A 13400-nucleotide genomic window follows, 5' to 3' on the forward strand; every position below is an offset into this window, starting at 1 on the left:
GTTTGAGCATGATCTCTTCGGAAAGCCGCTTCACACTTTTCCGGATCATGCTCGCTAAGGATCAGCTCTCGATCCTCACATACTCGAAGTCGCCCGGCTTGTTGTCGATGCCGACCTTCGGCGCCGAGATCCAGGAGGCGAACTCGCCGGGCTCGGTCACCGGCTTCATCAGCGAGGCGATGAAGTCGCCGTCCGCGGTCGACGGCAGCCAGTCGTTCTTGCGGCTCGCCCAGGTGGCGTCGTCGATCAGCAGGCCATCGGGCGTCGCATGGACGTCCTTGAACTCGCCGATCTGGCGATGGAAGGCGGTGTTCGGCACCGTGAGCTTGTAATCGATGCCCGCGGTCGAGATCACCTTATTCCAGCGCAGCATGCCCTTGACGCAATCCTGCGTGTAGTCGTCGCGCAGCCGCATGTTGAGCGCGGTCAGCGCCGGCTCGTCGACCATCTTGATCTGGCCGTCCACCAGCTTCATGACCGGATAGGTCGAGCTCTTGAGCTGATGATCGTCGTCGATCGTGGTCTCCTTGTAGCGGCCCTTGATGCCGGCATTGAACGCGTTCGCAGCGTTGGTCGACACTTCCGAGCCGAACAGATCGAGCGACAGCGAATAGTGCAGGTTCAGCTTCTTCTGGATGGTCGGCAGGTCGATCACGCCGAGCGCGCGGATCCTGGCGATGTCGTTCGGATCGGTGATGCCGGCGTCCTTCATCGCATCGCAGGTGCGCTGCACGACGCGGGTGATGCCGGTCTCGCCGACGAACATGTGATGGGCTTCCTCGGTCAGCATGAAGCGGCAGGTGCGCGACAGCGGATCGAAACCGGACTGCGCCAGCGAGTGCAGCTGCATCTTGCCGTCGCGATCGGTGAAGTAGGTGAACATGAAGAACGACAGCCAGTCCGGCGTCGCCTCGTTGAAGGCCCCTAGCATGCGTGGTGAATCCGCATCGCCCGAGCGGCGGCGCAGCAAATCGTCCGCTTCCTCGCGGCCGTCGCGGCCGAAATATTTCTGCAAGAGGTAGACCATCGCCCAGAGATGGCGGCCTTCCTCGACATTGACCTGGAACAAATTGCGCATGTCGTAGAGCGACGGCGCGGTCTTGCCGAGATGGCGCTGCTGCTCGACCGAGGCGGGCTCGGTGTCGCCCTGGATCACGATCAGGCGGCGCAGCATCGCGCGATGCTCGCCGGGGACTTCCTGCCAGGCCGGCTTGCCGTAATCCTCGCCGAACGGAATGACGCGGTTCTCTTCCTGCGGGGCAAGCAGGATGCCCCAGCGATATTCGGGCATCCGCACGTAGTCGAACTTGGCCCAGCCGCGCGGATCGACCGAATAGGCGGTGCGCAGATAGACCAGTGACTCCTGGAAGCCGTCCGGGCCCATATCCTTCCACCAGTCCATGTAACCGGGGTGCCAGCCCTCCAGCGCCTTGAGCACCTGGCGGTCCTCGGCGAGATTCACATTGTTCGGAATCTTGGTCGAGTAATCGACGTTCATGATGTTCATGTTCATGGCCGTGCTCCTTGATATCGTTTCCGTGCGTATCGCGTCTTGCTCAACCGTCATCCTGAGGAGCGCGTAGCGCGTCTCGAAGGATGCTTGTCTGGCAGTCTTGCCTCCAATCATCCTTCGAGGCTCGCAAGCGCTCGCACCTCAGGATGACGGCGGTATTCGCCTCTAAACCCGCGTCATGTCGAATTGCGCCTTCTGGCCGGTGCCGTAGCGGCGCAGCGCGCCGTCCTCACCGACCGCGTTGGGCCGCTGGAAGATCCAGTTCTGCCACGCGGTGAGGCGCGAGAAGATCTTCGATTCCATGGTCTCGGGACCGACGAAGCGCAGATTGGCTTCCATGCCGGTGAGGCCGTCGGGCGAGAACGAGGTACGTTCCTCGAAGAACACGCGAACCTCGTCGTCCCAGTCGATGTCGTCGAGCGCGAAGGTGACGAGGCCGAGCTCCTCGGCCTCCTCGGCGTCGAGCGCCTTGCCGATCGCGCCTTGTGCGCGCTCCAGATCCGACGGGTCGGCCTGGAAGCGTGACTGCAGCCGGGTCAGGCCGTGGCTCATCGGGTACGGCCCGAAATTCATCGCGGTCAGCTCGATCGCCGGCGGCGGACGGTTGTCGCCCTGCTTCTGGCCGATCAGCATGTAGGAGCGGTCTGCGGCGAACACGAGCTCGGCCAAGGTGCCGACGAAGCAGGAGCCGGGCTCGACCAGCGTCACCAGCGTGCGCGAGGTGACGTCGATGCGCTTGAGCACGCGCTTCCAGTAATGCCTGATTTCGTTGATCAGCCAGTGCGCCTTGTTGGCCTCCAGGAACGCGTCATAGGACAGGACATTGGCGCGCTCGCCGTGGCTCTTGAACACCAGCATCGCGATCTCGAGCTCGTTGATGCGCAGATGCAGGATCGCATCGTCGAGCTCCCGGGCGACCTGCAGCGGCCAGAACGCAGCGCCCTGCGTGATCATGCCGTCGATGTCGGCGGGCGCGGTGGTTTCCGGCGCCTTGATCGAGATGGTGGCGATGCGCGCCGCGCGATCGATATCGACGCTGACGAAGCCGTAGCGGATCGCGCTGTCGTCGATCGTGCGCGTCAGCGGCGTCAGCGTCAGACCCTTGCCCGCGCCGTTGCGCTTCGACTTTGCGGCGAATTCCTTGACGCGCTCGGCGAGCTTGCCCTCGAGCTTGGAGTTCGGCGCGATCTCGTCGACCAGCCGCCATTGCACCGCGCGCTTGCCCTTGATGCCTTCCTCGATGGTGCAGAAGAAATCGGCGTGGTCGCGGCGCACCTTGCGCTTGTCGACGACACGGGTGAGGCCGCCGGTGCCCGGCAGCACCGCGAGCAGCGGCACTTCCGGCAGCGCGACGGCTGCGGCGCCGTCATCGGCCATCATGATGTGATCGGTCGCGAGCGCCAGCTCATAGCCGCCGCCGGCCGCTGTGCCGTTGACGACGGTGATGAAGCTCTGGCCGGAATTCTCGCTGGAATCTTCCAGGCCGTTGCGGGTCTCGTTGGTGAACTTGCAGAAGTTGACCTTGTGGGCATGGGTCGAGCCCGCCAGCATGCGGATGTTGGCGCCGGCGCAGAACACCCGGTTCTTGCCCGAGCGCATCACCACGACCTTCACCTCGGGATGCTCGAAGCGCAGCCGCTGCACGGCGTCCGCAAGTTCGATGTCGACGCCGAGGTCGTAGGAATTGAGCTTGAGCTGATAGCCCTCGAACAGGCCGGCGTTCTCGTCGACGTCCATGGTCAGCGTCGCGACGTCGCCCGCGACGTCGAGCTTCCAGTGCCGGTAGCGCGACGGCTCGGTCTGGAAATCGATGTACTTCGCCCCGTTTGCAAGGACGCGATCGTCACCAGCCATGGGCCACCCTTACCTGTTGTTCGTTTGAAGGTTCGTTTTGTCTTTATGCACAATAGTGCATGTTTTCGATCCAGTCCAGTTCAAAACGCAAAAACATGCATTTTGTTTCATGTTCTGGAAAATCGCTCGCTGGGCCAATGGGCTAGTCCCGTGCTGGATGATGCACGATGCTCCATCCCCGTCATTGCGAGCGAAGCGAAGCAATCCATCGGCCAGCATATGCGGGACGATGGATTGCTTCGTCGCTATCGCTCCTCGCAATGACGGGGACGGGTACATTCGCAACCTCTCAGGCCGCCAGTGCCGGGTCGTCGCGCAGCGCGGCGCGGGCGAATTCGGTGACCGCGTCCAGCGTCACCGCAGGCGCCTCGCGGTGCGGCGAGTGGCCGGCGCCGGCGATCGCGGCGACGTCGACCGGGCAGTAGCACTCTTCCTGGGCGATCTCGACCTGGCGCATGGTGCCGTACTGGTCATCCGCGCCCTGCACGATCAGCACGGGCACGCGGATATAGGCGAGATAGTCGGAGATATCCCAGTCGCGGAAGGCCGAATCGAGCCAGGCGCCGTTCCAGCCATGGAAGGCGTTGTCGACGTCCTTGTGCCAGCGCGCCAGCTTCTCCTTCAGATTGGTAGTCTCATATGCCGCCTTGATCTCGGCGATCGACTGCACCGAAATGTCCTCGACGATGAAGTGCGGCGCGAGCAGCGCAAGGCCGTGCAGGCGATGGTCCTGATGCGCGCCGGCATAAATCGCCGCGATCGAGGCGCCGTCGGAGTGGCCGAGCAGCAGGCCGCGGCGGAAGCCGATCCGGTCGAGCAGTTGCGGCAGCACGTCGAGCGCCTCGCGGTGCATATAGTCGACCGGACGCGGCAGCTTCACCGTCGACGACGCGCCATAGCCCGCGCGCGAATAGGCGAACACGCCGGCGCCGGTCGCGGCCTGCAGCTTCTCGGGGAAATCGCCCCACAGCCCGACCGAGCCGAGACCTTCATGCAGCATCACGATGGTGGGCGCGATCTCGGGTGACGGGCCGATCATGCGGTATTCGAGATCGGCGCCGTCGATGGTGAGGAAGCCGGTAGGTGCAAGATTCGTCATGGTCGGCCCTTCCTCATTCGTCGTCCCGGCGAAAGCCGGGACCCATACGCCGCGGCCGTTGTTTTGAGGGACGCTGTTCAACGGCTTTCGCGCAACGACTCAAGCCTGTGGTCATGGGTCCCGGCTTTCGCCGGGACGACGCATAGAGAGGCAGTGCTAATGTTCGCGCAACTTGAACCGCTGGATCTTGCCGGTCGCCGTCTTCGGCAGATCGTCGACCACCTCGATCCAGCGCGGATATTTCCACGGGCCGATCTTCTGCTTGACGTGTTCCTTGAGCGCCTCGAAGAGATTGTCGGTCGCACTGCTCGCGCGCAGCACCACATAGGCCTTTGGCTTCAAGAGACCTTCCGGATCGGCCTCCGGCACGACAGCCGCTTCCAGCACCGCGGGATGCGTGATCAGCGCGCTCTCGACCTCGAACGGCGAAACCCAGATGCCCGACACCTTGAACATGTCGTCGGCGCGACCGCAGAAGGTGTAACGGCCCTCTTCGTCGCGGACATATTTGTCGCCGGTGCGGGTCCAATGCCCCTGAAAAGTGTTCTTGCTCTTGCTGCGCTGGTTCCAATAGCCCTCGCCGGCCGATGGCGCCTCGACCAGGAGCTCGCCGACTTCGCCATCCGGCACATCGTCACCGGCATCGCTGACCAGACGAACCTTGTAGCCGGGAACGGGACGGCCGGACGTGCCGTATTTGATGTCGCCGGGCGCGTTCGAAAGGAAGATGTGCAGCAGCTCGGTCGAGCCGATGCCGTCGAGGATGTCGACGCCGAACCGCGACTTCCAGCTATGGCCGACGGATTCCGGCAGCGCCTCGCCGGCGGACGCACAGATCCGCAACCGCGTCCCGGCCCGCGCGCCCTTCGACGCCTCGTCGTTGAGCATCGCGGCAAACAGCGTCGGCGCGCCGTAGAAGATGGTCGGATTGTATGTGTTCATCAGCTCGAACATCAGCGCCGGCGTTGGCCGCGTGGAATTGAGCACCGTGCTGGCACCGACCGACATCGGGAACGTCAGCGAGTTGCCGAGCCCATAGGCGAAGAACAGCTTTGCCGCCGAGAGGCAGACGTCGTCCTCCCTGACCGCGAGCACCTGCTTGCCGTAAGTGTCGGCGGTCGCCTGCAGGCTGGCTTGCAGATGGCGGACGCCTTTGGGCATGCCGGTCGATCCCGACGAATAGAGCCAGAATGCCGGCTCTTCAGGATGAGTCGGCGCTGTCGTGAATTTGTCGCTCTCGCGCGCCAGCTCGTCCGCGAGCAACTTGTGGCCATGCGCGTCCTTGCCGGAGACCACGACATGTTCGAGATCGGGCAGCCGGGGGATGACGTCCTTCAGCACCGGTAGCAGGGCTTCGGACACGAACAGCACACGCGCACGGCAATCGCCGAGGATGTAGGCGAACTGCTCTGCGGTCAGCAGCGTGTTGAGCGGCACCGGCACCACGCCGGCGCGGATCGCGCCGAGGAAGACGATCGGGAAATCGACAGTGTCGAGCATGATCATGGCGACCCGCTCCTCGCGGCGGACGCCGAGCCGGCGCAGCATGTTGCCGACCCGCCGGGTCTGCTGCTGCAACTCGCCATAGGTGATCTGCGACACCGTGTCGTCGAACGCGACCTTGCCGCCGCGGCCCTCATCGACGTTGCGGTCGAGCAGCCAGGAGACTGCGTTATAAGTCATGCCCCGCTCCGCGGACCTTGCTTGGGACCCAGACGCGCCACGCTTCCCTCTCCTGTGAATTTAAGAATTATAATTCATACAAAGCCACCACGTTGGCTTGCTGTCAATCCTTATCGGCACTATGTTTCCTAAACCATTGGACCTGATTCAGTCAGGACCGCGCGTCGCACGGGGATCATGACCGCAGCCAACGATCCGGAAACCGACTTCCTCGAGCAGCTCGGCCAGCGCGTGCGCACGACGCGCGGCCTCGCCGGCATGTCGCGCAAGGTGCTCGCCAAGGTCTCCGGCATTTCCGAACGCTACATCGCCCAGCTCGAAAGCGGCAAAGGCAATGTCTCGATCGTGCTGCTGCGCCGTGTCGCAGCCGCGATGGGCGCGCATCTCGAGGACCTGATCCCCTCGAGCGAGCCGGTTCCGGACTGGGCCGTGATCCGCGATCTCCTGCGCAAGGCGTCGCCGGGCCAGATTGCGCAGGCCAAGGACATGCTCGCCGGCAGCAGCCCGCTGGCGCCACGCCGCGCCTCGTTCTCCGGCATCGCGCTGATCGGCTTGCGCGGCGCCGGCAAGACCACGCTCGGGCGAATGCTGGCGAAGAAGATCGGCTGGAGCTTCGTCGAGCTCAACAAGGAGATCGAGGCGCAGAACGGCCTCTCGGTCGCCGAGATCATCGCGCTCTACGGCCAGGAAGGCTTTCGCCGCATGGAGCAGGCCGCGCTGACGCAGCTCTTGGCGCGCAAGGAATTGATGGTGCTGGCGACCGGTGGCGGCATCGTCTCCGAGGCGCTGACCTTCGACCTGATCCTGTCCTCATTCTACACGATCTGGCTGAAGGCCGAGCCGGAAGAGCACATGGCCCGCGTCCGCCATCAGGGCGACCTGCGCCCGATGGCCGACGACCGCTCGGCGATGGCCGAATTGCGCAACATCCTGGTCAGCCGCGAGCCGCTTTATGCGCGCGCATCGGCGGTGGTCGACACCGCCGGCCTCTCGGTCGACGCTGCCGCGGCGCGGCTGATCGATTCCGTGCGGCCGGTGCTGCAGAACGAGGCGCGCAGCTTCGGGCTGCGCAGCGTGGCGCTGTAATTTTCAGCCCCGCCCCCGTCATTGCGAGCGAAGCGAAGCAATCCATTGATCCGCGTATGCGGGTGCATGGATTGCTTCGTCGCTATCGCTCCTCGCAATGACGAAATCTCTGACGGAGTGAGAGCCCTACAACAACCGGCTCCTCACGTCCTCCGCACCCTCGCGCAGCAGCGGCAGGAAACGGTCGATCAATTCCTTGGCCGGCACCCGATCGACATGCGCGCCCATGTTGATGGCGGCGACGATGGTGCCGTCGTAGCGGTGCACCGGCACCGAGATCGAGCGGAAATGCGGCTCGGCCTCGCGGTCGACCAGTGAGTAGCCCTGCGCGCGATCGGCGATAACAGTCGCGAGCAGTTTCTTCGGATCGGTCACGGTCTGCGGCGTCACGGCATCGCGGCGCATCGCCTTCAGCCGCGCCGCAAGCTCGGCATCGTCGAGCCGGCCGAGCATCGCACGGCCGACCGAGGTGCAGAACGCCGGCAGCCGGTAGCCGATATCGAGACCGGCGGAGAACACCCGCGTCGGACTGGAGCGCGCGACGAACACGACGTCGTCGCCGTCGAGCAGCGCGAGCGAGGCGATCTCCTGCGCTGCGGTCGCGATGCGATCGAGCACCGGCTGCAATACCGTCACCACCTGGTTGGATTGCAGGAACGAGCCGGCCAAGGTCAGCACATGCGGCGTCAGCGTGAACAGCTTGCCGTCGGTCGCGACGAAACCGCCATGCGCGAGCGTGAACAGGATGCGGCGCGCGGTGGCGCGCGGCAGATCGGCTGCGCGCGCTAGGTCGCTCAGCGTTGCCGGACCGGTGACGGTGCCGAACACCTGCAACAGGCGCAGGCCGCGATCGAGCGCCTCGACGAAATCGGTGGCGCGCTCGTCCTGATCGGTCCGTTTCAGCTTGGGCATCGGGGTCTACGGCTTTGAACGGTTCAAAAATTGCGCTTGCTGTCCAGACCAGACATGGCATAATTCGCACATTCGTTCAATAGGCGAACAAATCCAAATCCGGGAGACGCCGCCATGATGAGCCAGGAAGCGAACGATCTGATCACCCGCACCGGCCGCAAGGACCCGTGCGGGAAGCTGATGCGGAGTTACTGGCAGCCGGCGGCGCTGGTCGACGAGCTGGAGGGCGCACGCCCGGTGCGGCCGGTTCGGCTGCTCGGCGAAAACCTGGTGCTGTTCCGCGGCGAGGACGGCAGCTATGGCCTGATCGATCGCCACTGCGCGCATCGCGGCGCCGACCTCGCCTTCGGCCGGCTCGAGAACGGCGGGCTGCGCTGCGCCTTCCACGGCTGGCTGTTCGACACATCAGGCCAGTGCATCGAGACGCCGGCCGAGCCGGCCGGCTCGCAGCTCTGCAAGGGCATCAGGCAGCGCTCCTATCCGGTGGTGGAGAAGAGCGGCATCCTGTGGGCTTACCTGGGCGAAGGCGCCCCGCCGGCGTTTCCGGAGCTCGACTGCTTCGTCGCGCCCGGCAGCCATACGTTCGCGTTCAAGGGCCACATGAACTGCAACTGGCTGCAGGCGCTCGAGGTCGGCATCGATCCGGCGCACGCCTCCTTCCTGCATCGTTTCTTCGAGGACGAGGACACCTCAGCCGCTTACGGCAAGCAATTCCGCGGCGCCTCCGCCGGCTCCGACATGCCGATGACCAAGATCCTGCGCGAATACGACCGGCCGATCATCAATGTCGAGCATACCGAATACGGCCTGCGCCTGATCGCGCTGCGCCAGCTCGATGACACCAGCACCCATGTGCGGGTGACAAATCAGCTGTTCCCGCACGGCTTCGTGATTCCGATGTCGACCGAAATGACGATCACGCAGTGGCACGTGCCGGTCGATGACGAGAACTGCTACTGGTATGCGATCTTCACCAGTTACGCGGCGCCGGTCGACAAGCCAAAGATGCGCGACCAGCGGCTCGAGCTCTACACGCTGCCCGACTACAAGTCGCGCAAGAACCGCAGCAACGATTACGGCTTCGATCCGCACGAGCAGGCGACCGAGACCTATACCGGCATGGGCACCGACATCAACGTCCACGACCAGTGGGCGGTGGAATCGATGGGGGCGATCCAGGACCGCACCAACGAGCATCTCGGCCAGAGCGACAAGGCGATCGTGCAGTATCGCCGGCTGCTGCGGCAGGAGATCGAGAAGGTCGGCGGCGGCGAGAAGCCGATGCTGTTCCTCGACGACGCCTCCGCGCGCAGCATCCAGGGCCCGGCGACGATGGACGGCATCGGGCCGACGCTCGGCTGGGAGCTCTACTGGATGGAAGTCGACGTCAAGCGCCGCCGCGGCGCGCCCTGGGCCGCGCCCGTGCCGCGCGAGATCGCGGGCAAGGTGCAGCACCTGACGGCGGCGGAATAGTATGCGTTCAACACCAGCCGTCATTGCGAGGAGCGCAGCGACGAAGCAATCCATCGCTCCACGTATGAGGAGCGATGGATTGCTTCGCGGAGCCTGTCATCCGGCGGCGCTTCGCGCCGACCGGGTGGCTCGCAATGACAATCGTAGAAACGAAGGAGTGACGCGGTGAGCTTCGTCGAGCGTCACGTCCTGTGGTCGGATGAGCAGAAGGAGGCGGCACAACGCCTCCGCCGCATCGTCGAGGAGAACCACCTCGAAGTCATCCGCCTGTCGTTCCCCGACCAGCACGGCATATTGCGCGGCAAGACGTTGATCGCCAGCGAAGCGGTGCGCTCGCTCGAAGGCGGCTGCTCGATCACCACGACGATGCTCGCCAAGGACACCTCGCACAAGACCGTGTTTCCGGTGTTCACATCAGGCGGCGGCTTCGGCATGAAGGAGATGGAGGGCGCGGCCGACGTGCTGATGGTCGCCGATCCCACCACGTTCCGCGTGCTGCCCTGGGCGGAGAATACCGGCTGGCTGCTTTGCGACCTCTATTTCAGCGACGGCCGCCCGGTGCCGTTCGCGACCCGCAACCTCTATCGCAAGGTGCTCGACCAACTCGGCAGCCGCGGCTACGATTTCGTCGCCGGTCTGGAGGTCGAATTCCACCTGTTCAAGCTCGACGACGCGCATATGGCACCGGAGGATGCCGGCCAGCCCGGACGGCCGCCGTCGGTCAGCCTGCTGTCGCACGGCTATCAATACCTCACCGAGCAGCGCTACGATCAGATGGAGCCGGCGCTCGAGATTATTCGCCGCGACATCATCGCGCTCGACCTGCCGTTGCGCACGGTCGAGGTCGAATTCGGCCCGAGCCAGTGCGAGTTCACCTTCGCACCGACCACAGGGCTTGCGCCCGCCGACATCATGGTGCTGTTCCGTTCCGCGGTGAAGCAGATCGCGCGCCGCCACGGCTATCACGCGACCTTCATGTGCCGGCCGAAACTGCCGAACGTGTTCGCGAGCGGCTGGCATCTGCACCAGTCGCTGGTGTCGCGCGCCAATGGCGAGAACGCCTTCATGGCAAAAGAAGCCGGCGAGCCCTTGAGCCCGCTCGGCCGCGCCTGGCTTGCGGGCCTGATCGAGCACGCGCGGGCCTCGACCGTGTTCACGACGCCGACCATCAACGGCTACAAGCGCTACCGCTCCTATTCGCTGGCGCCGGACCGCGCGATCTGGGGCCGCGACAATCGCGGCGTCATGATCCGCGTGCTCGGCGGCGCCAATGATCCCGCGACCCGGCTGGAGAACCGCATCGGCGAGCCGGCCGCCAATCCCTATCTCTACATGGCGAGCCAGATCCTCTCCGGCCTCGACGGCGTCGACCGCAAGCTCGAACCCGGCCCGTCGGCCGACACGCCCTACGAGACCAAGGCCGCGCTCCTGCCGAAGTCGCTGCGCGAAGCGGTGTTCGCGCTCAACGACGATCCGTTCTTCCGCCAGGCGCTGGGACCGGAGTTCGTGGACTATTACGTCTTCATCAAGAACGCGGAGATCGAGCGCTTCCAGGCCGAGGTGTCGGACTGGGAGCAGCGCGAATATTTCGAGATGTTTTGAGGCTCAAAAATTATCCGCCTACTCCGCTCTCTGTAGAGGTTCGAAGGCAAGAGCGCCTCCAACCTGCGCGAAGACTTCGCGAGAATCCGCACGCTGAGATGCCCGCGTCCGCTTGCCGGACGCGGCGGGAGCTCCTCGTATTGCAAGCTCAGCCGTCGAACCATCATACGGCCTTCCGAGTGAGCTCGATCCGGCAAGCTCACTCCCACCGCGCAGCTTCTTGCGGACTGCCGCCAGCAGCGTCTGGCGCTGCGAGACGCTGGAAGCCAGCACTTCGTCCTGGTCGGTGACCGGAGCACGATATCTGATGTCCTTGCAGCCCCCTGGGGGGGCTTCATAGGCGAGCGGCGTCTCGCCGTTGTAGGACAGCCGCACCAGCTGGGTAGACATGCCGGTCATTCCATGAAGCTGAATGGCACTGCCGGGCGGCAATGCGTCGACCTTGACGGTTCGGACATACGGATTGCACGTCGACTTTGCGGACGGATATTGCTGAACCGCAGTGCGTACGTAGGACAGGACTTCCCCTTCCTGGTAGATTCGATCGATTGTGAGTCCTGCCGCATTCGATTCCCGCAGTGACTGGCTGACCAGATGCGCTCCGGTGACCGGAGAAGGATCGAACGCGAAGACCTTCGATATTCGCGGCCCCTTCAACTTGGTGGCCAAAGCGGCGAGCTGGGCGAGGCCGCCGCCAAGAGAGTGCCCCGTCGAAACGATCTGCGGCTTGACGGCGGCTCGCTTGTAGCAATCGAGATTCTGGATCGACTTGATGATGGCGTCGACATTGCGACGCAGCTGATGATAGTAATCATCATAGGGTGAACCGAACCGGTCCGCGTTGGAGAGCCAGTCTCCAAGCGACGTTCCAACCGTTCCGCGAAATGCGATACTGACTTCGCTGCAGGCGCCGCCGTCGACCTTTGCCGAGCGCGCGCGAGCCCAGACCTGAAAAGCCGGGCCGCCACTCATACCCCAGCCTCTGTTGTTGTAGGCGGCAAGACAATCGGCGTCGGACGAATCAATGCAGGTGAGATAGCTGTCGCTTCCGAACTGATATCGCCAACGCTTGAAGGCTTCCCGCGCCCGCGGCACCACCTTTTCATCGGGGAATATCGTTTTGACGGCGTAGTTCACATCCGCGCCGTAGCCATCGACATCCTGCGTTGCGCGCCGGGCATTGAACTCGTCGACCGGCAGGTAAGCCGCCGACGCCTGGATCGCGTAGGGCGCGTAGTATCTTGCGTAGTTGTAAACGAACGAAGCTTGAATATAGCGTCCGTCGGACTGCGCCGTCGCCGGACCAACATTCGCTGCAACCAGGGGCATCGCGATTGCGACGAGCTTCAATATCGACCAAGCCGGGTTGGATCGCATGGAGGCTACCTCCGGAAAATAAATCGTCAATCTATGCGTGCATCAAACCACAACAACCCGTGGTTGACAATATCCCCCGTGAACCAAGCAGGAACGTCTCTATTTGCCCGGCGGTGGTGCGGCTCGTCCCGAGATGAGCTGAACGCCAATCACAACAATCGCATAGATGCCGAAAATGCCGAGAGCTATCGGTGCGCCGTCGGCGATCCGCCACGCCAGCCGTACGGTATCGTGGGCGACGAAGCCGATATTTCCGCCATAGATCATGCAGGGACCGACGGCGCCCTCATTGGGATTGCAGTTCGGATTGACCAGGGATCCGATCGACAGCATCGGCCCGAAATAGGGTACGAAAGCGCAGACCAGGCTTATGGCGAGCCCAAGCAACAATCGGCTCGAGAGACGCTTCCAGCCCTTCCAGATCAGGAAGCAACCCAGCGCCAGCCATACCGCCGCCAAGCCGTCGCTGAATCGGAGGCCCACAAAGGACCCGGCCTCGAGCGCACTCCGGATAATCTCGCCGGCCGAACTCGGCCCGATCTCGCAGGTCGCGTTGCTGCTCGCCTGGCAGCCCTTCAGCTTCGCGACAATCGAGGTCGCGAGGACGACGATTTCTGGCAAGAACGTGAGGACAATGAGCAGCAACAGCGCCCATCTCCAGGGCGATACATTTGAGTATGATCTTGATTCAGAATTCATGGCACGGCTGCGTCGCTGGCTCGAACGGCGCGAGCGCCCAATCGCTCACTACCCGTGATTTGGTCACTCTACAGTCAATATGAATGGTTCGCTACCGGAAGT

Annotated in this window: 10 protein-coding genes; 3 read left to right on the forward strand and 7 right to left on the reverse strand. The window is 63.8% G+C overall.

Annotated elements, in window-relative coordinates:
* Positions 1 to 61 precede the first annotated feature (61 nt).
* The 4 genes from boxB to FBZ93_RS22060 form a co-directional block, all read right to left on the reverse strand.
* On the reverse strand, positions 62 to 1513 hold the full coding sequence (gene boxB, locus FBZ93_RS22045) for a benzoyl-CoA 2,3-epoxidase subunit BoxB (RefSeq protein WP_146988414.1): 1452 nt from the start codon (positions 1511 to 1513) through the stop codon (positions 62 to 64).
* A gap of 165 nt (positions 1514 to 1678) precedes the next feature.
* A complete protein-coding gene (gene boxC, locus FBZ93_RS22050; RefSeq protein WP_146988415.1) occupies positions 1679 to 3367 on the reverse strand; it encodes a 2,3-epoxybenzoyl-CoA dihydrolase in 1689 nt (562 codons plus the stop codon).
* Positions 3368 to 3656: 289 nt separating this feature from the next.
* Positions 3657 to 4466 carry an alpha/beta fold hydrolase gene (locus tag FBZ93_RS22055; RefSeq protein WP_146988417.1) on the reverse strand — a complete coding sequence of 270 codons (810 nt, stop codon included), beginning with the start codon at positions 4464 to 4466 and terminating at the stop codon, positions 3657 to 3659.
* Between the two features lie 156 nt (positions 4467 to 4622).
* Positions 4623 to 6149: a benzoate-CoA ligase family protein gene (locus FBZ93_RS22060; protein WP_146988419.1), complete on the reverse strand. Its 1527-nt coding sequence runs from the start codon at positions 6147 to 6149 to the stop codon at positions 4623 to 4625.
* 174 nt (positions 6150 to 6323) lie between these two features.
* Here FBZ93_RS22060 and FBZ93_RS22065 point away from each other — a divergent pair, with 174 nt between their 5' ends.
* On the forward strand, positions 6324 to 7235 hold the full coding sequence (locus FBZ93_RS22065) for a helix-turn-helix transcriptional regulator (RefSeq protein WP_283810836.1): 912 nt from the start codon (positions 6324 to 6326) through the stop codon (positions 7233 to 7235).
* 126 nt (positions 7236 to 7361) lie between these two features.
* Here the strand turns inward: FBZ93_RS22065 and FBZ93_RS22070 are convergent, their stop codons facing one another.
* The gene (locus tag FBZ93_RS22070; protein ID WP_146988423.1) at positions 7362 to 8147 is read right to left on the reverse strand and encodes an IclR family transcriptional regulator domain-containing protein; all 786 of its coding nucleotides are present in this window, start codon (positions 8145 to 8147) and stop codon (positions 7362 to 7364) included.
* A gap of 114 nt (positions 8148 to 8261) precedes the next feature.
* Here FBZ93_RS22070 and FBZ93_RS22075 point away from each other — a divergent pair, with 114 nt between their 5' ends.
* Together FBZ93_RS22075 and FBZ93_RS22080 are read left to right on the forward strand one after the other, a co-directional pair.
* A complete protein-coding gene (locus FBZ93_RS22075; RefSeq protein WP_146988424.1) occupies positions 8262 to 9620 on the forward strand; it encodes an aromatic ring-hydroxylating dioxygenase subunit alpha in 1359 nt (452 codons plus the stop codon).
* Between the two features lie 165 nt (positions 9621 to 9785).
* Positions 9786 to 11222 carry a glutamine synthetase family protein gene (locus tag FBZ93_RS22080; RefSeq protein ID WP_146988426.1) on the forward strand — a complete coding sequence of 479 codons (1437 nt, stop codon included), beginning with the start codon at positions 9786 to 9788 and terminating at the stop codon, positions 11220 to 11222.
* 18 nt (positions 11223 to 11240) lie between these two features.
* On the opposite strand, the gene FBZ93_RS22085 is transcribed toward FBZ93_RS22080, so the two are convergent.
* Both FBZ93_RS22085 and FBZ93_RS22090 read right to left on the reverse strand, forming a co-directional pair.
* Positions 11241 to 12599 (reverse strand): lipase family protein, encoded by a 1359-nt coding sequence (locus FBZ93_RS22085; RefSeq protein ID WP_146988428.1) that lies wholly within the window; start codon positions 12597 to 12599, stop codon positions 11241 to 11243.
* Between the two features lie 99 nt (positions 12600 to 12698).
* Entirely contained in the window at positions 12699 to 13244 is a 546-nt protein-coding gene (locus FBZ93_RS22090) for a hypothetical protein (RefSeq protein ID WP_146988430.1), read from the reverse strand.
* Between the last annotated feature and the right edge of the window lie 156 nt (positions 13245 to 13400).

Origin of the sequence: Bradyrhizobium macuxiense, from assembly GCF_007993935.1 — a bacterium.
Taxonomy (GTDB): domain Bacteria; phylum Pseudomonadota; class Alphaproteobacteria; order Rhizobiales; family Xanthobacteraceae; genus Bradyrhizobium; species Bradyrhizobium macuxiense_A.